At 69.0% G+C, this 21881-nt stretch carries 19 protein-coding genes; 8 read left to right on the top strand and 11 right to left on the bottom strand.

The annotated features are described in order from the left end of the window. The first annotated feature begins 138 nt into the window (after positions 1 to 138). The 4 genes from ON19_RS19390 to speD all read left to right on the top strand — a co-directional run bounded on the left by ON19_RS19390 (position 139) and on the right by speD (position 6129). The gene (locus ON19_RS19390) at positions 139 to 1083 is read left to right on the top strand and encodes a proteasome assembly chaperone family protein (protein WP_043694824.1); all 945 of its coding nucleotides are present in this window, start codon (positions 139 to 141) and stop codon (positions 1081 to 1083) included. Positions 1084 to 1140: 57 nt separating this feature from the next. Next, positions 1141 to 3639, top strand: coding sequence for a DEAD/DEAH box helicase (locus ON19_RS19395; RefSeq protein WP_043694562.1), 2499 nt, complete (start codon positions 1141 to 1143; stop codon positions 3637 to 3639). 163 nt (positions 3640 to 3802) lie between these two features. Next, positions 3803 to 4918, top strand: a complete 1116-nt coding sequence (locus ON19_RS19400) for a type III PLP-dependent enzyme (RefSeq protein WP_043694565.1) — start codon at positions 3803 to 3805, stop codon at positions 4916 to 4918. An 8-nt stretch (positions 4919 to 4926) separates the two neighbouring features. After that, positions 4927 to 6129: an adenosylmethionine decarboxylase gene (gene speD, locus ON19_RS19405; RefSeq protein ID WP_043694567.1), complete on the top strand. Its 1203-nt coding sequence runs from the start codon at positions 4927 to 4929 to the stop codon at positions 6127 to 6129. A 53-nt stretch (positions 6130 to 6182) separates the two neighbouring features. Here the strand turns inward: speD and ON19_RS19410 are convergent, their stop codons facing one another. The 6 genes from ON19_RS19410 to ON19_RS19435 form a co-directional block, all read right to left on the bottom strand. Further along, entirely contained in the window at positions 6183 to 7562 is a 1380-nt protein-coding gene (locus ON19_RS19410; RefSeq protein ID WP_043694579.1) for a cation:proton antiporter, read from the bottom strand. Positions 7563 to 7636: 74 nt separating this feature from the next. Beyond that, complete coding sequence (locus ON19_RS19415; protein WP_043694581.1) at positions 7637 to 7843, bottom strand: tautomerase family protein; 207 nt, start codon at positions 7841 to 7843, stop codon at positions 7637 to 7639. Position 7844: 1 nt separating this feature from the next. Then, complete coding sequence (locus ON19_RS19420) at positions 7845 to 8579, bottom strand: SDR family NAD(P)-dependent oxidoreductase (RefSeq protein ID WP_043694583.1); 735 nt, start codon at positions 8577 to 8579, stop codon at positions 7845 to 7847. 74 nt (positions 8580 to 8653) lie between these two features. Continuing rightward, entirely contained in the window at positions 8654 to 9244 is a 591-nt protein-coding gene (locus tag ON19_RS19425; protein ID WP_043694586.1) for a TetR/AcrR family transcriptional regulator, read from the bottom strand. A 62-nt stretch (positions 9245 to 9306) separates the two neighbouring features. Continuing rightward, positions 9307 to 9801: a gamma-glutamylcyclotransferase family protein gene (locus tag ON19_RS19430; RefSeq protein WP_063709462.1), complete on the bottom strand. Its 495-nt coding sequence runs from the start codon at positions 9799 to 9801 to the stop codon at positions 9307 to 9309. A gap of 55 nt (positions 9802 to 9856) precedes the next feature. Then, positions 9857 to 10765, bottom strand: coding sequence for a hydrogen peroxide-inducible genes activator (locus ON19_RS19435; protein ID WP_043694590.1), 909 nt, complete (start codon positions 10763 to 10765; stop codon positions 9857 to 9859). 178 nt (positions 10766 to 10943) lie between these two features. Between ON19_RS19435 and ON19_RS19440 the strand changes: the two genes are divergently transcribed. The 3 genes from ON19_RS19440 to ON19_RS19450 all read left to right on the top strand — a co-directional run bounded on the left by ON19_RS19440 (position 10944) and on the right by ON19_RS19450 (position 12948). Next, the gene (locus ON19_RS19440; protein ID WP_043694830.1) at positions 10944 to 11531 is read left to right on the top strand and encodes a peroxiredoxin; all 588 of its coding nucleotides are present in this window, start codon (positions 10944 to 10946) and stop codon (positions 11529 to 11531) included. Between the two features lie 97 nt (positions 11532 to 11628). Next, positions 11629 to 12168 (top strand): alkylhydroperoxidase, AhpD family, encoded by a 540-nt coding sequence (ahpD, locus tag ON19_RS19445; protein WP_043694592.1) that lies wholly within the window; start codon positions 11629 to 11631, stop codon positions 12166 to 12168. A 105-nt stretch (positions 12169 to 12273) separates the two neighbouring features. After that, positions 12274 to 12948, top strand: coding sequence for a PhzF family phenazine biosynthesis protein (locus ON19_RS19450; protein ID WP_043694595.1), 675 nt, complete (start codon positions 12274 to 12276; stop codon positions 12946 to 12948). A gap of 7 nt (positions 12949 to 12955) precedes the next feature. Here ON19_RS19450 and ON19_RS19455 read toward each other — a convergent pair whose 3' ends face one another. The 4 genes from ON19_RS19455 to ON19_RS19470 form a co-directional block, all read right to left on the bottom strand. Beyond that, on the bottom strand, positions 12956 to 13687 hold the full coding sequence (locus tag ON19_RS19455) for an anti-sigma factor (protein ID WP_043694598.1): 732 nt from the start codon (positions 13685 to 13687) through the stop codon (positions 12956 to 12958). Continuing rightward, positions 13680 to 14357 carry an ECF RNA polymerase sigma factor SigK gene (gene sigK, locus ON19_RS19460; protein ID WP_043694601.1) on the bottom strand — a complete coding sequence of 226 codons (678 nt, stop codon included), beginning with the start codon at positions 14355 to 14357 and terminating at the stop codon, positions 13680 to 13682. Before sigK ends, ON19_RS19455 begins: the two co-directional genes overlap by 8 nt. Before the next feature lie 64 nt (positions 14358 to 14421). Further along, the gene (locus ON19_RS19465; RefSeq protein WP_043694604.1) at positions 14422 to 15096 is read right to left on the bottom strand and encodes a DUF5134 domain-containing protein; all 675 of its coding nucleotides are present in this window, start codon (positions 15094 to 15096) and stop codon (positions 14422 to 14424) included. Between the two features lie 642 nt (positions 15097 to 15738). Continuing rightward, the gene (locus ON19_RS19470) at positions 15739 to 16968 is read right to left on the bottom strand and encodes an aminotransferase family protein (protein ID WP_043694607.1); all 1230 of its coding nucleotides are present in this window, start codon (positions 16966 to 16968) and stop codon (positions 15739 to 15741) included. Positions 16969 to 17098: 130 nt separating this feature from the next. On the opposite strand from ON19_RS19470, the gene hrpA reads away from it, so the two are divergent. Beyond that, positions 17099 to 21217: an ATP-dependent RNA helicase HrpA gene (hrpA, locus tag ON19_RS19475; RefSeq protein ID WP_043694610.1), complete on the top strand. Its 4119-nt coding sequence runs from the start codon at positions 17099 to 17101 to the stop codon at positions 21215 to 21217. Position 21218: 1 nt separating this feature from the next. Here hrpA and nrdR read toward each other — a convergent pair whose 3' ends face one another. Continuing rightward, positions 21219 to 21689: a transcriptional regulator NrdR gene (nrdR, locus tag ON19_RS19480; RefSeq protein ID WP_043694613.1), complete on the bottom strand. Its 471-nt coding sequence runs from the start codon at positions 21687 to 21689 to the stop codon at positions 21219 to 21221. Positions 21690 to 21881 lie beyond the last annotated feature (192 nt).

The following is a 21881-nucleotide window of genomic DNA, read 5'->3' on the forward strand; positions in this document are numbered from 1 at the left end:
CAATGGACGGTGGTCCCCGGTTCGGACGACTGCTCGTCGCACGCCACCACCAGGGGTGGCGAACGACCGGGCAGCCAACCACACTGGCGCGTGCGGTGCGCGTCCGGGCCGCAGGAACCGCGCAGGAAGGAGTACGCGATGGACTACGAGTCGCGAATGTACGAATTGGAGTTCCCCGCTCCGCAGCTGTCATCCGCAGACGGCGCGGGCCCGGTCCTGGTACACGGACTGGAAGGTTTCACCGACGCCGGGCACGCGGTGCGCCTGGCGACAACGCACCTGCGCGAGAGCCTCGAGAGCGAACTGGTCGCCTCGTTCGCCGTGGACGAGCTGCTGGACTACCGATCGCGGCGTCCGCTCATGACGTTCAAGACCGATCACTTCTCCGAGTACGCCGAACCGGAACTCAATCTCTGGGCGTTGCGCGACACCGCGGGGACCCCGTTCCTGTTGCTCGCGGGTCTGGAGCCCGACCTACGCTGGGAGAAGTTCACGACCGCGGTCCGCTTGCTCGCCGAACAGCTCGGCGTGCGCCGCAGCATCGGGTTGAGCGCCATTCCGATGGCGATTCCGCACACCCGCCCGCTCGGCGTGACCGCGCATTCCTCCGACCGCGACCTGATCTCCGATCATCAGCGGTGGCCGGGTGAGCTCCAGGTACCGGGCAGCGCGTCGTCGCTGCTGGAATTCCGCATGGCGCAGCACGGTCACGAGTCGGTCGGCTTCTCGGTGCACGTCCCGCACTACCTGGCGCAGACCGCGTACCCGGAAGCCGCGCAAACGCTGTTGGAGAACGTCGCCGACAACGCGGGCTTGGAGTTCCCGCTGGCCGCGCTCGGCGAGGCCGCCGCACGAGTGCGCGAGCAGGTCAACGAGCACATCGCGGGCAACGCCGAGGTGGAGACCGTGGTGCATGCCCTGGAGCGGCAGTACGACAGTTTCGTCACCGCGCAGGAGCGGCAGTCGAGCCTGCTGGTCGGCGACGGCGAGCTGCCCAGTGGCGACGAACTGGGCGCCGAGTTCGAGCGATTCCTCGCCGAGCAGGGCCGCTTGAACGGCGACGACGAGGGCGAGCAGGACTGATTCGGCGGCGGTCGGGTCCCCGATCGCCCCTGCGCGCGAGGCCGTAGGGTGGTCGGAGTGGATCTGACCGAACTGCTCGACATCCCGGGAACCGACGCCGACGCGCTGTACGAGTCGTTCGGGATGTGGGCCGCCGAGCAGGGCACCCCGCTCTACCCGGCGCAGGACGAGGCGCTGCTCGAGCTGGCATCCGGTTCCAACGTCATCCTCGCCACCCCGACCGGTTCCGGAAAGTCGCTGGTCGCCGTCGGCGCACATCTGTTCGCCCTCAGCCAGGGGCTGCGCACCTACTACACCGCCCCGATCAAGGCGCTGGTGAGCGAGAAATTCTTCGCTCTCTGCGAGGTGTTCGGGGCCGAGCGCGTCGGTATGGTCACCGGCGACGCCGCGGTGAACCCGGAGGCGCCGATCATCTGCGCGACCGCGGAGATCCTGGCCAATCTGGCGCTGCGCGAGGGCGCGGACGCCGACGTGGGCCAGGTCGTGATGGACGAGTTCCACTTCTACGCCGACCCCGATCGCGGCTGGGCATGGCAGGTCCCGTTGCTCGAACTGTCCCGCGCGCAGTTCCTGCTCATGTCGGCCACACTCGGCGAAGTCGACTTCTTCGCACGCGACCTGAAGCGCCGGACCGGCCGCTCCACCGCGGTCGTCGCGGGCACCGAGCGCCCGGTGCCGCTGACCTTCTCCTACGCCCGCACCCCGATCACCGAGACCCTCGAAGAACTCGTCACCACCCACCAGGCCCCGGTGTACGTCGTGCACTTCACCCAGGCCGCCGCCCTCGAGCGCGCGCAGGCGCTGACCAGCGTGAACTTCGCCACGCGTGCGGAGAAGGACGCGATCGCCGACGCGCTTGGCGGGTTCCGGTTCGCCGCCGGATTCGGCAAGACCCTGTCCCGGCTGATCCGGCACGGCATCGGGGTGCATCACGCGGGCATGCTGCCGAAGTACCGGCGCCTGGTGGAGCGCCTCGCCCAGGACGGCCTGTTGAAGGTGGTGTGCGGCACCGACACCCTCGGCGTCGGCATCAACGTCCCCATCCGCACGGTGCTGCTCACCGGCCTGACCAAGTTCGACGGCGTGCGCACCCGCAGGCTCAAGGCCAGGGAGTTCCACCAGATCGCGGGCCGAGCCGGCCGGGCGGGTTACGACACCATGGGCACCGTCGTCGTGCAGGCCCCCGAACACGAGGTGGAGAACACCCGTTTGCTGGCCAAGGCGGGCGACGATCCCAAGAAGCAGCGCAAGGTGCAGCGGCGCAAACCGCCGGAAGGCTTCGTCTCCTGGAGCGAGGAGACTTTCGACCGCTTGGTCGCCGCGCAGCCGGAGCCGATGGTGTCGCGCTTCACGGTCACCAACGCCATGCTGCTGAACGTGATCGCCCGGCCGGGCAACTGCTTCACCGCCATGCGTCACCTGCTCGAGGACAACCACGAGCCGCGCCCGGCCCAGCGCAGGCACATCCTGCGCGCCATCCGGCTCTATCGCGCGCTGCGCGACGCCGGGGTGGTGCAGCAACTGCCGGAACCGGACGAGCAGGGCCGCCGTGCCCGCCTGACCGTCGACCTGCAGCGCGACTTCGCCCTCGACCAGCCGCTGTCGCCGTTCGCACTGGCCGCACTGGACCTGCTGGACAAAACGTCCCCGAGTTATACCCTCGACGTGGTGTCGCTCATCGAATCCACGTTGGAGGACCCGCGCCAGCTGCTGATGGCCCAGCAGCACAAGGCGCGCGGCGCGGCGATCGCGGAGATGAAGGCCGACGGCATCGAGTACGACGAGCGGATGGAGCTGCTCGAAGAGGTGACCTGGCCCAAGCCGCTGGCCGAGCTGATCGAACCGGCCTACGAGACCTATCGCGCCGGGCACCCGTGGGTGTCGGAGTTCGCGCCCGCGCCCAAGTCCGTGGTGCGCGACATGATCGAGCGCGCCATGACCTTCGCGGAGCTGATCTCCTTCTACGAGCTGGCCCGCTCCGAGGGCGTGGTGCTGCGCTACCTCGCCGACGCCTACCGCGCGCTTCGGCGCACGGTGCCCGAGTCGGCGCGCACCGAGGACCTCGACGACATCACCGAATGGCTCGGCGAGCTTGTCCGCCAAGTGGATTCGAGCCTGCTCGACGAGTGGGAGCAACTGACCAACCCGGGCGCGGAGAGCGACGCCGACCAGGTCGCCTTCGGCGCGGAGACGGTGCGCCCGATCTCCGCCAACGAGCGCGCCTTCCGGGTGATGATCCGCAACGCGATGTTCCGCCGGGTCGAGCTGGCCGCGTTGCGGCGCTGGGACGATCTCGCCGAGCTCGGCCCCGGCCCCGACTGGGCGGCGGCGCTCGCGGACTACTACGCGGAGTACGAGCGGATCGGCACGGGCCCCGACGCCAGAGGCCCGCAGCTGTTCCAGGTGGAGCGAAGACCCGGATTCTGGCAGGTGCGGCAGGTGCTGGACGACCCGGCAGGCGACCACGGCTGGTCGATCGTCGGGGTGGTCGATCTCGCCGAGTCCGACGCCGCGGGCGAGGTCGTCTTCGACGACGTCACGGTGTCCGCAGGCTGAGCCCGCACCACCTGACTGTCCCGCATCAACGCAGGTCAGCAGCATCGTCGTGAGAGAAGGTCAGGGTCGCGCGACCTCGTGGCGAACCCAGGTTTGGACGGATTCGTTTCTGGGTACGGGCCGCTGATACTCTCTCCCCCGCTGCCCAAGCGAAAGATCAACTATGCCCGAATCGCCCTACCTTGTCATCCATCCCGAGCGTGTCCGCCGGAATTACCGCGCGCTCGACGCCGCCCTGTCCACCGGCAACGGCGCCGCGACGAGGATCCGTTTCGCCGTGAAGGCGAGCCCGGTGCCGGAGATCGTGCGCCTGCTCGACGAGGAGGGCGCGGAATTCGACGTCGCCAGCATCGGCGAGATCGAGCTGTGCCTCGGGCTGGGCGTGGCGCCGGACCGGTTGTGCTACGGCAACCCGATCAAGAAGGCCGCCCACATCGCCCGAGCCCATGCGCTGGGGGTGTGCCGGTTCGCTTTCGACACCGAGGACGACCTGCTGCGCATCGCCGAGCACGCACCCGGCTCCGAGGTGGAGTGCCGCTTCCTCGCCTCGGCGCCGGAGTCACGCACCCCGTTCGGCACGAAGTTCGGCTGCGCCCCGGGTGAGGCGTTCCGGTTGCTGGTCCGGGCCAGGGATCTCGGGCTCGTCGTCGCCGGACCGTACTTCCACGTCGGCTCCCAGCAGCTGGACCCCACCTCATGGCGGATCGGCATCGAACAGGCGGGCCGCATCGCGGAAGCCTTGGCGGACAAGGACATTCCGGTCAGCTCGGTGAACATCGGCGGTGGGCTGCCGATCTCCTATGCCGACCCGGCGCCCACGCTGGGCGAGATCGCCGCGGTGGTCAACCACGCGGCGGCCGAATTCCTTTCCGGGAACACCGGATTGGTCGTCGAACCGGGCCGGGCACTGGTCGGTTCGGCGGGCACGATCCACGCCGAGGTCGTCGGCGTCCGCATGGCGCCGGACGGCCGGCGCTGGGTGTATCTCGACATCGGCCGCTACAACGGAATGGCCGAGACCGAGAACGAGTACATCGCCTACCGGTTCGTCACCGACCGGGACGGCGACCCCGTCGACGAGGCGGTGGTGGCCGGTCCGACCTGCGACGGCGACGATGTACTGTATCAACGCACGCGAGTCCTCCTACCGACCACGTTGCGAGCCGGTGATCGCGTTCGAATCCTCGACACCGGCGCCTATACCGCGAGCTATTCGTCGGTGTCCTTCAATGGTTTTCCGCCCTTGACCGTTCATGTCTCGGGCGCTGAGCGAGAGTGAGTTTGCCCATGACGGCGGAATTCACCGGTTGGCATGTGCTGGCCGAGTTCGGTGGTGTCGACGCAGCCCTTTGCGACGATCTCGAACGACTCGAATCGGCGTTGCGTGAGTCTCTGATCGCGGCGGGCGTCACCATCTGCGATGTCGTACACAAGAAGTTCGAACCGCAGGGGGTGACCGTCCTCGCGCTGTTGTCGGAGTCTCACGCCTCGATTCACACCTATCCGGAGTCCGGCGACATCTTCGTCGACGTCTTCACCTGCGGCAGCATCGGCGCCGGCGCGTCGACAGCGGTCGATCTGTTACGGGACGCGTTGTCGCCCAAGGATGTTCGCATGCAGGTCATCCGCAGGGGACACGGTAGCCAGCGGATCGAGGAACCGGTGGGCGCGGGCCTGACCCGCATCTGGGACCTGCACGAGGTGATCGTCGACACGCACACCCCGTTCCAGCACATGATCATCGCGCGGACCGAGCAGGGCATCAGCCTGTTCTCCGACGACGACCGCCAGTCCACCGAATTCTCCCAGCTGACCTACCACGAGGCGATGATGGTTCCCGCCTTCGCGCTGGCCGAGAAGCTGGACAAGGTGCTGATCATCGGTTCCGGCGAGGGCGTGGCCAGTCAGATGTCGGTCGCCGCGGGCGCCACCCAGGTCGATCACGTGGACATCGACCAGCTCGAGGTCGAGCTGTGCGCCCGGCACCTGCCCTACGGCTACACCAGCGACGAGCTGGCCGCCGCGGTCGCGGGCGAGGGGCCGATCACGGTGCACTACGCCGACGGCTGGGACTTCCTGGCCACGGCCGCGAAGTCCGGCACCCGCTACGACGTCATCGTGATCGACCTGCCGGACGAGCGTGTCGAGGACGCGCAGCACAACCGGCTCTACGAGGCGGAGTTCCTGTCCCGATGTCGCGCGCTGCTCGCGCCCGGCGGCGTGCTGAGCGCGCAGGCCGGCTGCGCGACGATGTGGCGCAACGAGACGCTGAAGCGGTCCTGGCAGCGTTTCCACGATCAGTTCGGCACCGTCGTGCACTACGGCAGCGACGAGCACGAGTGGTCGTTCCTGTTCGGTCTGGTGGACTCGATCGACGACCCGGTCGGGCGCATGACCGATCGCCTGGCGCGACTGCCTTACAAGCCCGAGACCATCGACGCGCGAGCGCTGGTGCGCGGCGCGATCGAACCGCACGCCCTGCGGGTCTAGACGACGCGCCCGAATGCGCCGGTTCCGATCGGGACCGGCGCATTCGGCGTTCGTCACCCGGTCAGCGCCGCACCGGACGACTGCTGCGGCTGTCGCGGCGCTGTCGCTCCTTTCGGCTCCTCGCCGCCGGGCCCGAACACCATGCCGTTCTTCCAGGCGCTGCGCTCGAACATCCGCTGCAGCGGGGTCGCGACGAAGGTGGTGACCGTCGTCATGATGGCCAGCACGGTGTACAGCTCAGGGGTGATCAATCCGGCCGATAGCCCGACGTTCAGCAGGACCAGCTCCATCAGTCCCCGCGCGTTGGCCAGCGCCCCCATCGCGCCCGCCTCGCGCCAGCCCATACCTTGCGAGCGGGCGACCAGCCCGACCGCGCCGAACTTGCCCACGAACGACACCACGAGCACCACCACGGCCATCAGCAGCACTTTGGGCTCGAGGATCAAGCTGAGTTCGGTGTTCAAACCGGTGTAGATGAAGAAGGCGGGCAGCAGCAGATAGCCGACCAGCGGCTCGAACCGCGCACGGATCCGGTCCAGCAGCTCACCGCGCGGCATCACGATGCCCGCGACGAAGGCCCCGAGCACGGAATGGATCCCGACGAAGTCGGTGAAGCAGGCGGCCGACAGCACCACCAGCAGGACCGCGGTGAGCTGCCCGACCGGCAGTCCGCCCGCGGTTTCGCCGTCACCGCGGCGTGGCGTCCAGGTCTGCAGCCGGGCCAGCCAGCGGCGCGCGACGAAGAACATGAACAACACGTAGGCCAGGCCGCCGCCCACCGCGAGGTAGACGCCGCCCGGGCTGTTCTTCGCGGTGGCGACGACCACGGCCAGCAGCACCCACGCGCACGCGTCGTCCACGGCCGCGACGGCCAGCGACATCGTGCCGAGCCGGGTGTTCATCAACCCGGAGTCGTAGACGATCCAGGCCAGGATGGGGAATGCGGTGACCGCGACGGCGGCGGCGAGGAACAGCGCGCCCTGCCAGCTCGCCACGCCACCGGTGAAGAACCCGCCTTGCTCGGCCATCCACCAGCCGACCACGCCGCCGAGCACCATGGGCACCGCGACGCCGGTCGCCGAGGTGGCCCCGGCCTGGCGCAGATGCTTTCCGAAGATATCCAGCTGGAACGAGCTGCCCACCAGGAACATGTACAGCACCAGGCCGATCTGCCCGACCACGTAGATGGCGGTCAGATTCGGGTGGACGATGCTCGTATCTCCCACCGCGAGTTCGGTCGGGAACAACCACTCCTGCGCCTGCGGCCAGAACCAGCCGAGCGCGGACGGTCCGAGCAGGAATCCGGCGATCATGATCGCCACCACCTGCACCTGGCCCAGCCGCCGGAACAGCGGCCAGAGCAGGCGGTATGTCACGAGAACGACCACGATCTGTAGAAAGAAGTGGGTCGAGATTTCCAGCAGTGTCGGCACCGCAGCTCCCCTCCGTCGAGCTGTATATGTCCTATCTGGATCTCAGCCGCGAGCGAAAACGCAACGACTCCCGTTCAGGAGCGCTGCTGCTCGCGCCACCGCTCGACATCCACCCCGCCGACGCCCCAGTTCGACAGGGCAACCTCGTCGATCACGACGTAGGTGCTCGCGGGCGCCTTGCCGAGCACGTCGTGCAGCAGAGCCGTGACGCCTTCGATCAGCCGTGCCTTCTGCTCGCGTGTCACGCCTTCGTCGGTGACTTTGATGTTCACGTATGGCATTTCAAGCTGTCCTTCCCGAGATGAACCCGCCGTCGACGGGCAAGATGTGTCCGGTTGTGAATGCGGCGTCGGCGAGATACAGCACGGCCGCCGTGGTCTCCGCGACTTCCCCGATGCGGTTCAACAGCGCGAGCCTGCCGGAGGCGGATTCGTCGCCGTCGCCGAACAGCGGCGTGCGGATGATGCCGGGGGCGACCGCATTGACCCGGATTCCGTCGGCGGCGAGTTCGGCGGCGAGGCTGGTCGTCAGCGCGTGCACCCCACCCTTGCTGACCAGGGCCGCCGAGGCGGGCAGTCCCGCGAGGGCGTGGTCGATCAGCACCGTGCCGATGTTCACGATGCTGCCGCCCCGCCCCTGCGTCAGCAAGCGCCGCACCACGGCCTGCGTGGTGAAGTAGGTGCCTTTCAGGTTTCCGTTCAGGTAGCCGTCGAGGTCCTGCTCGGTGACCTCGACGAACGGTTTCGCTCCGAAGATGCCCGCGTTGTTGACCAGCACGTCCACGCCGCCGAACCGCTCGACAGCGAGATCCACCAGGGTCGTTCCGGTAGTGGCCGCACCGATATCGCCCGCCACCGTGGCCACCCGTTCCGGCGCGCCCAGTTCGGCGGCCACCCGTGTCAGCTTCTCCGCGCTCCGCCCGTTGAGCACGACGTTGTCGCCGCGTTCCACGAACGCCCTCGCGATATCGCGGCCGATCCCACTGGAGGAACCGGTCACGATGACCGTCTTCGTCATATCTTTCCTCTCTTTGATACGACCGGTCGTCTTCTAATTGGCACAAAAAGACGCCGGACAGGTGATGCCCCGACTCAGGGCAGGAAGTAGTCGCCGAGCAGCCGATCCAGGCACTTGTGCAGCGGCGCGAGGGTGCGGTCGATCTTCATCCTGATCACCGCGCCCTCCCAGGATTCGAGCAGCAGATCGGCCAGTTCGCCCGCCTGGATGTCGGAGCGGATCATGCCGAGGCGCTGCCCTTGCGCGAGTTGCTCGGCCACGCGATCGCGCCACGCGCCCCATGCCGCCGACAGCGATTCCCGCAGTAGCTCACTGCCTTCGAGTTCGCCGCCCAGGTTCGCGATCAGGCAGCCGCCGGTGAAGTCGGCCGCGACGAAATCGTCCATCAGCCGCGCGAAGAACGCCCGCAGGCCGCTCACCGGGTCTGCCGCGGCGCCGAACGCGTCGGTCAGATTCCGCTGCACGCACCGGGAGTGGTACTCGATGATCGCGCGACCGAAACTCTCCTTGCTGTCGAAGTAGTTGTAGAACGACCCCTTCGGCACACCGACCTTGTCCAGAATCTGTTTGATTCCGGTGCCGTGATAGCCGTTGGTCAGAAACCCCGAGGCGCCCGCTTCGACAAGAAGTCGCCGGGTGTCTTCGCTGCGTCGAGGTCTAGCCATACGCCGACTATACGACCGGTCGTCTTGGAATGGCAACTCGGAGTACGCGAGTCGCTCGGCCCTCACGCCTCCGGACCCGCCCACCCGGGCCCGGCGAAGTCCGAGAAGCTCGCGGGATCCCGGCGCCACCGCGCGGAGCGAGCGGCGAAACGCGCGAGGTGCTCGGCGGCGAACCGATCCCGTTGCCAGTCCGCCGGATCCGCCCCCACCGCCCAGACGTAGGTCCACACCGGAACGTTCCTTGCCTCGACTCGCACTCGGCGCAGGTCGTATTCGTCGTCCTCGAACGCATCGAGAACCGCCCACTCCGGCGCGGTGAGACCGCTCAACACGGCGCCACGGGCCAGCCCGTGCGTCGCGGCGACCAGTCCCGGGTAGATCCGCCGCGGCAGCGCGGCGGCACGCCAACCGGTCAGCTCGGCCGGTTCCAGCGGGGGGACGCGCCCGAGCAGCGTCTGCAGCACCTCGGGAAACTGCAGCGTGCCGTAGACGAACAGCGCATGGTCCAAGCCGAACAGGCGGCCCAGCCGCCCCGATCCCAGCGCCGCGGGTTCCACTTCGCCGCTCCTCTCGCCCTGCCCTTACTGTGCCCGCCCGGCCCGATGGGCGCAGCTACATCGGCCGCTGAGCACGAACGATGGCGGCCAGATATTCGTAATCGTCGGCGCGAGCGCTGGAAGTACGGAAGACCAAGCCGATGGTGCGTCCGGGAGCGGGGGCCGAGAAGTGCGCGACATCCAATGTGCCCCGGGCGGTTTCCGTCGCGACGGCCATCTGCGGGATCAGCGTCACGCCGAGCCCGCCCGCGACGCACTGCACCACGGTCGAGAGGGAGGCGGCTCTGGTGTCGCCGACGGCGGCCGGGTGCACATCGGCCGAGCGGCACGCCTCGAGCGTCTGGTCGCGCAGGCAGTGCCCCTCGTCCAGCAACAGCAGCGGCTGAGCGTCCAGCACCGACGCCACGAGGTCGGTGCGCCCGGCCAGCTCGTGACCGCGCGGCGTGACCAGCACGAATTCCTCCGTGTAGAGCGGAATCTCGACCAGGCCGGGCATCTCGGTGGGCACCGCGAGCAGCGCGACGTCGAGCACGCCGGTGCGCAGCCCGTCCAGCAACCGGGCGGTCTGGTCCTCGATGATCTGGGGGCGCAACTCGGGCAGCCGCTTGCGCAACTCGGGCAGCAACCCGGGCAGCACATACGGGGCGACCGTCGGGATGATGCCCATCCGCAGCGTGCCGCCGAGTCCGTCGCCGGTGGCCGACGCGACGAAGCGGTCGGCGGCTTCCAGCGTCGCCATCGCCTTGGGCAGCAAGCGCATCCCGGCCGCGGTCACCAGCACCCGCCGGGTGCTCCGCTCGATCAGCTGCAGCCCGAGCCCGTGTTCCAGAGCCGCGAGCGCCTGCGATAGCGTGGGCTGACTCACACCGAGGCGGGCGGCCGCGGTGCCGAAATGGCGGTATTCCGCGATCGCCACGAACGCACGCAGCTGTGACAGGGTGGGCTGATAAGTCTGATCAGTCACGCCTATCAGTGTAGTGCGACTGATCACCTTTACCTTTTACGCACCCTTGGGCAAGATCGCCGGTGAGCTTTTCACCCGCGGTGTGAGTGCCCGGTCCGAGGCGGTGGTTCGCGTGACCGCGACGGGCCCGCAACACCGCAGAACACAGGTAGCAAACCAACTTGACGAGGAGACGAGCATGGCCCTGCTGACCATCGGCGACCAATTCCCGGCATACAACCTCACCGCGGTCATCGGCGGTGACCTGTCGAAGGTCGACGCTCAGCAGCCTGACGACTACTTCACCCGGATCACCAGCGACGACCACGCGGGCAAGTGGCGGATCATCTTCTTCTGGCCCAAGGACTTCACCTTCGTGTGCCCGACGGAGATCGCGGCGTTCGGCAAGCTGAACGACGAGTTCGAGGACCGGGACGCCCAGGTGCTCGGCGCGTCGGTGGACAACGAGTTCGTGCACTTCCAGTGGCGCGCACAGCACGAGGATCTCAAGACCCTCCCCTTCCCCATGCTCTCGGACCTCAAGCGCGAACTGGCCGCGGCCACCGGCGTGCTGAACGCCGACGGTGTCGCCGACCGCGCCACCTTCATCGTCGACCCGAACAACGAGATCCAGTTCGTCTCGGTCACCGCGGGTTCGGTGGGCCGCAACGTCGATGAGGTGCTGCGCGTACTGGACGCGCTGCAGTCCGACGAGCTGTGCGCCTGCAACTGGAAGAAGGGCGACCCCACCATCGACGCCGGCGAACTCCTGGCCGCCAGCGTCTGAAAACAGCCGTCGCACCCGGGTTTCCGGGTACGTCACCCCATCACCGAGAAACGACCCGGTCCCCGCACGGGACCGCATCGAGCAGAGGAATCGCCGCATGAGCATTGAGAACCTGAAGAACTCCCTCCCCGAGTACGCCAAGGACCTCAAGCTCAACCTGTCATCGATCGCGCGCAGCACAGTGCTGAACGAGCAGCAACTGTGGGGCACCCTGCTGGCGTCGGCGGCCGCGACCCGGTCGACGACCACACTGCGCGAGATCGCCGAGGCAGCCGCCGACGTGCTGTCGGCGGAGGCGTACAACGCCGCGCTCGGCGCCGCCTCGATCATGGGCATGAACAACGTGTTCTACCGGGGCAAGGCGTTTCTCGACGGCCGCTACGACGACCTGCGGGCCGGGCTGCGCATGCAGATCATCGGCACGCCGGGCGTCGACAAGGCCGATTTCGAACTCTGGTCGTTCGCGGTCTCCTCGATCAACGGCTGCGCGCACTGCCTCGAGGCGCACGAGCACACGCTGCGCGAAGCGGGCGTGTCCCGCGAAGTGATCTTCGAATCGCTGCGCGCCGCCGCCATCGTGGCCGGTGTCGGCCAAGCGGTGCAGTCGACCGAGGCCCTCAGCACCGCCGCGATCTGATTTCTCCGTAAAGAGGCCCCTGTCCTGCGACGGGGGCCTCTTTCGCGTTTCCCTGTGGTCCGGACGACAGCTCGGCGGCGGCGTACCCGGGTAGGCTCGGGGAGCATGAGCACACAGGTTGATGTGGTGCGAGTGTTCACCGACGCGGCGGGCCGGTTCGGCAACGAGCTCGGTATCGCGCGGGCGGCCCACGTGGCCGCGGTGGATCGGCAGGCGTTGGCGGCGAAAGCCGGTTACAGCGAGACCGTGGTGGTCGAGGAACCGGTGGACGGCACCGTCGCGGTGCGGATCTACACCCCCACGGTGGAACTCCCCTTCGCCGGGCACCCGTCCGTGGGCACCGCCTGGTGGTTCGCGGCCCAGGGCATTCCGGTGCGGGTGCTGGATGTCCCAGCGGGCCCGGTGACGGTGGAACTCACCGAGGGATTGACCTGGATCACCGCGCGCGGCGAATGGGCGCCCACGTTCACCTTTCATCAGCTGGAGGACGCCGAGGAGCTGGCCACCGTGCACCCGGACGAGTTCCCCGGTGGCCCGCACTACCTGTGGGCCTGGACCGACGAGCATCGCGCCGCCCTGCGTTCGCGCATGTTCGCGCCGACCATGGGCATTTCGGAGGACGAGGCGACCGGAGCCGCTGCCGTGGCCTTGACGGCGTTGCTGCGCAAAGGCCTGGTCATCACCCAGGGCAAGGGCTCGCAATTGTTCACCCAGTGGGACTCCGACGGCTGGGTGCGCCTCGGCGGCCGCGTCGTCGCCGATCAGCCGGTGGAGGTCTAGGCCGGGCTCACGGCAGCGTCACTCCGACGACCGGATCGCCGCTGGGCGCCGCCGAGCCGCCGTCCGGTTCGACGCTCACCGCCAGCACCTCACCCGACCGGAATCCGGTCACGAACGGCCGCTCGGCCGAGGGCACGTCGCTCAGGACCCCGACCGAGCGGGGCTGCCCGTCGGAGCCGATCAGCCAGACCTGATAGACCCGCCCCGCCGGTGGTGGCGCCACCCGGTCGAACACGACGATCGCGCGGCCGAGTTCGGGGGAAGCGTCGACGACCAGCAGACCGCCGCCGTCGAACGCCCCGTCGACCGTCCGTACCCCAGGCTGCCCAGGTACCTCGCTGGCGGCGACCGGGTCCGACGACGAGCCGGTGAACTGGGCGGCCACCAGGCTTCCGCCGACCACCAGGCACGCGGCTGCCGCGATCGGCACCGCCCAGCGCAGCGGCCGTCGCCACGACGCGATCCGCGTGACCGATCGTCGCTCGCGCAAGTCCGGCAGCGCCGCCAGAATGCGGCGTTCCAGTTCCGGCGGCGGCGCGAGTTCGTCGAGCACGGCCAGTCGCCCCATGACGTCACGCGCCTGCCAGACGGCGTCCGAGAAGGCCCGCCGCACGTCGGGGTCCGCGGCCGCCAGACGGGCATCGATATGCCTGCGTTCGATGTCAGCGACCGCGTTCAGCGCGCACGGGTAGGCGAGGTCGATGAGATCCGCGTCCGACCGCGGCGAGGTGTCAACCATCGGTGCGTTCCCCGGACAAACACTTCTCCAATCGTTTCAGCCCGTCCCGGATGCGGGTCTTGATCGTGGGCAGCGGAACCGACAGATGGTCGGCGACCTCTCGGTAGGTCCGCCCGCTGTAATAGGCCAGCGCGATGGCTTCGCGCTGGGTGGGGGTCAAGGTCTCCAAGCAACCTGCCACCTGTTGCTCTTCGATGCGCTGGGCGACCGATTCGGCGACCACGTCGTGGTCTCGCCCCAGATGCTCGTGCGCGTAGACCAGATCCCGGCTGGTGGCCGAGCTCTCCGAGCGCACCCGGTCCACCGCCCGGCGGTGCGCGAGCATCATGATCCAGCCGACCGGACTGGCCAGCGTGGCATCGTAGCGATCGGCCATCGACCACACCTGGAGGTAGACCTCCTGGGTCACCTCCTCCGCGGCGGCGTGACTGCGCAGGATCCGCACTGTCAACCCGAACACCCGCGGACTGGTCAGCTGATAGAACTCGGTGAACGCGCCGCGATCGCCCGCTCCGGCGGCGGCGAGCAACGCCGCGAGCTTGCGGCTCGCGAGGGTGGCCTGCGGGCGGGCGGGCAGCGGGCACGCGAGGGCGGAGTCGCCGGGTTCCTCCCGCACCCGTGCCGGCTCGCCGGATCGATGGGATGAAGCAGAACCGTGTTCGTTGCTCATGGCCGAATCCCGTGCCTGCATGAACAGGGGTTCGGTATGCAGCGGGAACCGGATTGGTCCCTGGTCAACGAGCGATCACGGCCACCAGCATGTAGGCGGTACCGGCATCCATCACCACGTGCGGCACCGCCGCCCACGGTTTCACGGGACCGGTGAGTGCGGCGACGCATCCTCCGGAACGCGCCAGCAACCGCAGCGGACCCGGCAGCTGCGCACGCGCCCAGCCGGTACGGGCGGCGAAGACGACCAGGAGTGCGTCGAGGAGGAACAGGGCGGCGAGACCGAGCGCCGGGCCGGGAGCCGGACCGCCCACGTGTCCGGAGGCCGTGTGACCGGACATCGCGTAGAGCATCGCCGCGGCGGACACGATGTGGTAGCCGAGCGGGACCAGCCGGTCGATCGGCAGTGGCCGCCCCTGGGTGGCGTACTCCGCTGCGCGGATCATCAGCAGTCCGGCGAAGACCACGGCCATCGCCGTGAGCACGCCGCGCAGCGCGTGCGGGCTCGCTGTTGAGGGAAACACCAGCATGCCGAGCATGACCAGGCACATCACCAGGTGCGCCGCATCGGATTCGGCGTGCTCGCCCGAAACATCCGACGGCCCGGACGTTTCCGGGACAGCGTCGGCCGGTGACGCCAGAGCCGCCGTCACCCGCGTCAGCACGATTCCCGCCGCGATCACGAACGCGGCCACCACCATCCACCGCAATACCGCATAGTCCTGCACGAACTGCGCCACACCCCACCACCTCTCAGCACGGCGACCACGGTCGTCGCCCTTCCATGCTCGCATCCCGGAGCGGTCAGGGTGCCCTTTTCTGTTGTGCTACATCGCCGATCGATCCGGCTACAGCGACCACCCAGCGCTTCCCGGGCGGAGGTGAGCGATAGGTGGCCTCGGTCACCTCGCTGTTCGTCCCGGGTACCGAATCATCGCGGCATTCTGGTCCAATCCAGGTCATGTCTGGCTCGTGACTTCGCAAGTGCGAGTGCAGCTTTGCTCTTCGGATGTCGCACTGGGGGATGATCACTCTCGTTCCGCGATGCCGAGACGGCTTGTCGGACAGCGGGCCTCGGAAATGCGTCGCCTCGGCAACCCCATTCCCCTCGGCAACCGCTTCGGAAAAGGTCGGCAACGCGCCGCGAGCGGTGACTCGGGACCGCCCACCGATGCTCGGATGCGGCACGGTCGGGGTTCCGAGTCAGCACCGGGATGCGGGGAGCGCCGGGCGACCCACCATGGTGAACCACGCGGCGGCTCTATGCCGTGCACGACTTCGGCTACTGCGCGCCTTTCGGCGACTATCGCCCGGACCCGTACAGCGTTTCCATGACCGCGCCCTTTGACACCGGAGTGCCGGCCGATCACGGACGTGGCGAATCACACATCGTTCAGTGCGCGGGTGAATCCGTCGACGAGTTCGGCGACCTGTTCGTCGGTCATGACGAACGCCGGGGAGACCTGCATGGCGCCTTGACCCGCGGCACGACCGGAGATGCCGTGCGCGCGCAACGCCTTGACCAGTGCGGGCCCTTCGGCGGGCTCGGCCAGCTGGATCGCGGCGACGGCACCGAGCCCGCTGCGCACCACGGCGACCCTGGGATGCGCGGCGAGCACCGACAGCTGATCGTGCAGGCTGGACTCCAGGCGCAGGGCCGCATCGAGCAGGCCTTCCCGCTCGACGATGTCGAGGTTCGCCAGTGCGGCGGCCGCGGCGCCCGCGTGGCCGCCATAGGTGTAGCCGTGCCGCCACCACACCCCGCCCGCGAAGAACGGCTCCGCCACATGCGGCGCGGCGAACACCGCGCCCATCGGGAGATAGCCGGAGGTCAATCCCTTCGCGGTGGTCATCAGGTCGGGTTCGAGCGCGAAGCGGGACGACGCGAACCAGGCTCCGCCGATCCGGCCGAAACCGGTCACGACCTCGTCGGCGACGAACAGGATGTCGTTGTCGCGGCAGATGCGCCGCACCTCGGCGAGGTAGCCCTCCGGCGGTGGATACACACCGCCCGCGCCGATCACGGGTTCGCAGAAGAAGGCGGCGATCCGGTCGGCGCCGACCTCCTCGATCAGTGCGAGCAGGGCTTTCGCGTCGTCCCATGCGACGGTCCGCGCCGCGGGCATCAGCTCGCCGTAACCTTCGCGGTTCCCCGGTATGCCCGCCAACGCCGTGCCCGCCACGTGCATGCCGTGATAGGCCATCCGCCGCCCCACCAGGATCGTTTTGCCCGGCCGACCGAGTTCGTGCCAGTAGCGGCGGGCGAGCTTGGCCGCGGTGTCGACGGAGTCGGAGCCGCCCGAGGTGAAGAAGATCTTGCTGCCCGGCACCGGCGCGAGGCCGGCGAGCCGCTCGGCGAGCTCCTGGGTGGCGGGTTCGGTGATGTCGCCGAAATTGGAGTAGTGGGCGATCCTGCGCAACTGGGCGGCCACCGCGTCGGCGATCTCCCCGCGGCCGTGGCCCACATTGGCGAACCACAGACCAGCGGTGGCGTCCAAGTAGCGATTGCCCGCCCGATCGAAAACGTAGGCGCCGTCACCGCGAGCGACCACGAACGCGCCGTCGCGCTCGACGGCGCCCATGTCGGCGAAGCCGTGCCATAGCGCGTTCATACCTCCACCTTTACCGGATCCCGATCCGCGCCGCTCCCGCAAGCGCGGCACCGTCAGCTTCCACCCAGCTACCAGCCCTGGCGCCTGGCGCGAAAATCCGCTGGCGGCTTTCGCTAGGCTGGTCGATGCAATGACCAGGACAGCCGCCACCGACTCCCGTGAACTTCGCACCCGTCTGGCGAATCTCTCCCTTCGCGACGAACACCGGTTGCGGCGCAAGCTCGACAAAGCGCGCGGCGGCGACCTGAGCGAGGTGGAAGCCGAGATCGCGGCGGCCGAGCTGCGGGTGGAGGCGCGGCGCGCCGCCGTGCCGGAGATTCGCTACCCGGAGCAGCTACCGGTCACCGCCCGCCGCGCGGACATCGCCGCGGCCATCGCCGAGCATCAGGTGGTGATCGTCGCAGGCGAGACCGGCTCGGGCAAGACCACCCAGATTCCGAAGATCTGTCTGAAACTCGGCCGCGGCATCCGCGGCACCATCGGGCACACCCAGCCGCGCAGGCTGGCCGCGCGCACCGTGGCCGAGCGCATCGCCGAAGAGCTGGGCACCGAACTCGGCGATGTCGTCGGCTACACGGTGCGGTTCACCGACCATGCCTCCGAGCACACGCTGGTCAAGCTGATGACCGACGGCATCCTGCTCGCCGAGATTCAGCGCGACCGGCTGCTGCGCCGCTACGACACGATCATCATCGATGAGGCGCACGAACGCAGCCTCAACATCGACTTCCTGCTCGGCTACCTGAAGCAGCTGCTCCCCCGTAGGCCCGACCTCAAGGTGATCATCACCTCGGCGACCATCGATCCCGAGCTGTTCGCCCGGCACTTCGCGGACGAGGCGGGCAACCCCGCACCGATCGTCGAAGTTTCCGGCCGCTCGTACCCGGTGGAGATCCGCTACCGGCCGCTCGCGCTGGAGCTGCCGGGCGCCGCCGAAGACGAGGACGACGAGGACACTCGCGTCGTCGACCGTGATCCGGTGGACGCGATCGGTGACGCCGTGACCGAGCTGTTCGACGCGGGCGACGGCGACGTGCTGGTGTTCCTGTCCGGCGAACGCGAGATCCGCGACACCGCCGACGCCCTGCGCGATCTGAAGCTGCCGCGCACCGAGATCCTTCCGCTGTACGCCCGGCTGTCCACCGCCGAGCAGCACCGCGTCTTCGCCCCGCACACCGGGCGCCGGGTGGTGCTGGCGACGAACGTCGCGGAGACCTCGCTCACGGTGCCCGGCATCCGGTACGTCGTCGACCCGGGCACGGCACGGATCTCGCGCTATTCCATGCGCACCAAAGTGCAGCGGTTGCCGATCGAACCGGTGTCCCAGGCATCGGCGCGGCAGCGATCCGGCCGGTGCGGTCGCGTCGCCGACGGCATCTGCATCCGGCTGTACTCCGAGGACGATTTCGAATCCCGGCCCACCTTCACCGAACCCGAGATCCTGCGCACCAACCTCGCCGCGGTCATCCTGCAGATGACCGCGCTCGGGCTCGGTGACATCGAGAACTTCCCGTTCGTGGAGGCGCCGGATCGCCGCGCCATCCGCGACGGCGTCGCCCTGCTCGAAGAGCTCGGCGCCCTCGCGCGGCGCGACGGCGGTTCCGCCGCCCGGGCCGGCGGCGACAACGACGCCGCGCTCTCGCTGACGCCGATCGGCCGGGAGATGGCCCAGCTGCCGGTCGACCCCCGGATGGCACGAATGCTGGTGGAGGCCAACCGCAACGGCTGCCTGGCGGACGTGCTGGTCATCGTCGCGGCGCTGTCGATCCAGGATGTCCGGGAGCGGCCCGCCGAACACCAGCAGGCAGCCGATGCCGAACACGCGCGCTTCACGGTCGAGGGCTCCGACTTCCTGGCCTACCTGCGACTATGGGAGTACCTCGGCGGTCAGCGCAAGTCGTTGTCGTCCAACCAATTCCGGCGGATGTGCCGGGAGGAGTTCCTGCACTACCTGCGGATCCGGGAGTGGCAGGACCTGCACGGGCAACTGCGCACGATCACCAAAGGCCTCGGATGGTCGACCCGAGCGGACGAGCCGGCCGACGGCGCGCGATCGGCCGGAGCCGACGCGACGACGCCGGATCGCAAGTCCGGCAACCGAACACGCCGAAACGGCCCGGCGCGCCGCCGAGGCGACGGGCGATCCGGCGCCGATCGCGACCCCGCGGCAGTAGCCGTGGACAACGACGGGGTGCCCTGGGACTCCACCGCCATCCATCAGGCGCTGCTGGCGGGCATGCTCTCGCACATCGGGGTCAGGGAGGCGGAATCCCGGGAATTCCTCGGCGCCCGCAACGCCAAGTTCATGATCTTCCCCGGATCGTCGCTGGCGAAGAAGCCGCCGCGGTGGGTGATGGCCGCCGAACTGGTCGAGACCTCGCGACTGTGGGGCCGGATGGCCGCGAAGATCGAGCCCGAATGGGCCGAACGACTCGCGGGCGACCTCGTCAAACGCACCTACTCCGAACCGCACTGGTCGGCCAAGCGAGGTGCGGCGCGCGCCTACGAACGGGTCACGTTGTACGGGATCCCGCTGGTCACCGGCAGAGCCGTCGACTACGGCCGGATCGATGCCGAATTGTCGCGCGAGCTGTTCATCAGGCATGCCCTGGTACAGGGCGAGTGGCAGACCCGGCACGAGTTCTTCCACCGCAATCGCGCCCTGCTCGAGGACGTCGCCGACCTCGAGCACCGCGCCCGCCGCCGGGACATCCTGGTCGATGACGAGGTGCTGTTCGAGTTCTACGACAAGCGCCTGCCCGCCGACATCGTCTCGGTGCGGCACTTCGACAGTTGGTGGCGTTCCGCGCGGCGAGAAGATCCCGAGCTGCTGGACTTCTCCACCTCCACCGTGGTCAACGAAGGCGCGGCCGCGCTGGACCCGGCGGCCTTCCCCGATTCCTGGCGCCAGGGCGAGCTCAGTTTCCCGCTCTCCTACCAGTTCGAGCCCGGCACCGAGGAGGACGGCGTCACCGTGCGCATTCCGGTGGAACAGCTCGCCCACGTCCGGGCCGTCGGCTTCGACTGGCTGGTGCCCGGCATGCGCGACGAGCTGGCCGCCGCGCTGATCAAGACCTTGCCGAAGGCGTTGCGCCGCAGCGTCGTTCCCGCGCCCGACTTCGCCGCCGCCGCACTGGCGGCGCTGACCCCGCGTGCGGAGCCGCTGCGCGCCGGACTGGCGCGCGAGCTGTCCCGGCTGGGTTCGGTGTCGATCGCACCCACCGACTTCGACCTCTCCGCGCTGCCCGGTCACCTGCGCATGACCTTCGCGGCCGTCGGCGCGGACGGCGCCACGCTCGCACGGGGAAAGAGCCTCGCCGCGCTGAAAAACCAGCTCGCCGAGCAGGTTTCCGCCGCGGTCGCCCGGGTCACCGCCGGGGCGGAACGCCCACCGGCCACGGTGTGGACCTCCGAATCGCTCGGCACCCTCGCGCCGACGGTGCGGCGCGAGGTGGCCGGGCAGACCGTCACCGGGTACCCCGCGCTCGTCGCCGAGGGCGAGGGCGTGGCGGTCCGGGTGCTCAGCTCCGCCGCGGAGCAGGCGGCCGCGATGCGCCTCGGCACCAGAGCGCTGCTGCTGCGCGCACTGCCCGCGTCGGCCCGTACCGCCACCGCGGGTCTTTCGCCCTCGGATCGCCTTGCGCTGAGCCAGAATCCGTACGGCTCGGTGGAAGCGCTGCTAGACGACTGCCGCGCGGCCGCCGCCGACGAGTTGCTCGCCGCCGCGGGCGGTCCGGTGCACGACCCGGCGGCGTTCGACGCACTCGTCGCCCGGATCCGTCCGGACTTCGCCTCCGCCGTCGCACGGTACGTACGCCTGGTCGTGCCGGTTCTCGCCGGCGCCCATCAGGTTTCCGCTGCGCTCGCGCGAACCAGCGAGCGCGACATCGCCGATGACGTCCGCCATCAGCTCGACAACCTGGTGTTCCGCGGCTTCGTGTCCGAAACGGGCGCGGCCAGGCTGCGCGAACTGCCACGCTATCTCCACGCGGCGGTGGCGCGACTGGAGGCGCTGCCCGGCTCGGCCGTTCGCGATCGGCAGGGCATGGCCGAACTCGATCGGGTGCTCGGCGCTTACGACCGCTTCGTCGAGTCGCTACCGGCGAACCGCAGACATGCGCCCGCGGTCACCGAGATCTGGTGGATGATCGAGGAATTGCGGGTCAGCCTGTTCGCACAGAAGCTGGGCACCCCGTACCCGGTGTCCGCCAAGCGAATCGAGAAGGCGATCGCCGCGGTCCGGCGCTGAGTCAGTCCGCGGCCGACAGCGCTTCGGCGCGCGCCCGGCGCATCTCCCTGATCTCGCGTTCGAAATCCTCGGCCGAGGTGAACGACCGGTAGACCGAGGCGAACCGCAGGTAGGCCACCTCGTCCAGGTCGCGCAGCGGGCCCAGGATCGCCAGACCCACCTCGTGACTGGGCACCTCGGGAGAACCCTTGGCGCGCACCGCGTCCTCCACCTGCTGCGCGAGCAGGTTCAGCGCGTCGTCGTCGACTTCCCGGCCTTGGCAGGCCCGGCGCACGCCGCGGATGACCTTCTCGCGACTGAACGGCTCGGTGACGCCGCTGCGCTTGACCACCGACAGGATGGCGGTCTCCACCGTGGTGAACCGCCGCCCACACTGCGGGCACGCGCGGCGGCGGCGGATGGCCGCGCCTTCGTCGGCCTCACGCGAGTCCACCACCCGCGAGTCGGGGTGTCGGCAGAACGGGCAATGCATCCGAGAAATCCTTCGTCGATGCGCGTGCTCGCGTCCGAACCGGGCGCCGATGGCGGCGATCGGTCCGGCGAGCCCGTGTACAGAGGTCTATACCCCGGCACCAGACATTCCTCGTGCGACACGCGGAATGCCTGCATAACACTTCGAGGATACCCGTCCGGGTCTTCGGATCGTCGCACTCACCCCGGCAAC

Source organism: Nocardia abscessus NBRC 100374, assembly GCF_000308455.1.
In the GTDB taxonomy this organism is placed as follows: domain Bacteria; phylum Actinomycetota; class Actinomycetes; order Mycobacteriales; family Mycobacteriaceae; genus Nocardia; species Nocardia abscessus.

Coding starts and splice junctions, on each gene's coding strand:
- ON19_RS19390 (WP_043694824.1), top strand. CDS start 139: ATGGACTACGAGTCGCGAATGTACGAATTGGAGTTCCCCGCTCCGCAG.
- ON19_RS19400 (WP_043694565.1), top strand. CDS start 3,803: ATGCCCGAATCGCCCTACCTTGTCATCCATCCCGAGCGTGTCCGCCGG.
- speD (WP_043694567.1), top strand. CDS start 4,927: ATGACGGCGGAATTCACCGGTTGGCATGTGCTGGCCGAGTTCGGTGGT.
- ON19_RS19415 (WP_043694581.1), bottom strand. CDS start 7,843: ATGCCATACGTGAACATCAAAGTCACCGACGAAGGCGTGACACGCGAG.
- ON19_RS19420 (WP_043694583.1), bottom strand. CDS start 8,579: ATGACGAAGACGGTCATCGTGACCGGTTCCTCCAGTGGGATCGGCCGC.
- ON19_RS19425 (WP_043694586.1), bottom strand. CDS start 9,244: ATGGCTAGACCTCGACGCAGCGAAGACACCCGGCGACTTCTTGTCGAA.
- ON19_RS19440 (WP_043694830.1), top strand. CDS start 10,944: ATGGCCCTGCTGACCATCGGCGACCAATTCCCGGCATACAACCTCACC.
- ahpD (WP_043694592.1), top strand. CDS start 11,629: ATGAGCATTGAGAACCTGAAGAACTCCCTCCCCGAGTACGCCAAGGAC.
- ON19_RS19450 (WP_043694595.1), top strand. CDS start 12,274: ATGAGCACACAGGTTGATGTGGTGCGAGTGTTCACCGACGCGGCGGGC.
- ON19_RS19455 (WP_043694598.1), bottom strand. CDS start 13,687: ATGGTTGACACCTCGCCGCGGTCGGACGCGGATCTCATCGACCTCGCC.
- sigK (WP_043694601.1), bottom strand. CDS start 14,357: ATGAGCAACGAACACGGTTCTGCTTCATCCCATCGATCCGGCGAGCCG.
- ON19_RS19470 (WP_043694607.1), bottom strand. CDS start 16,968: ATGAACGCGCTATGGCACGGCTTCGCCGACATGGGCGCCGTCGAGCGC.
- hrpA (WP_043694610.1), top strand. CDS start 17,099: ATGACCAGGACAGCCGCCACCGACTCCCGTGAACTTCGCACCCGTCTG.
- nrdR (WP_043694613.1), bottom strand. CDS start 21,689: ATGCATTGCCCGTTCTGCCGACACCCCGACTCGCGGGTGGTGGACTCG.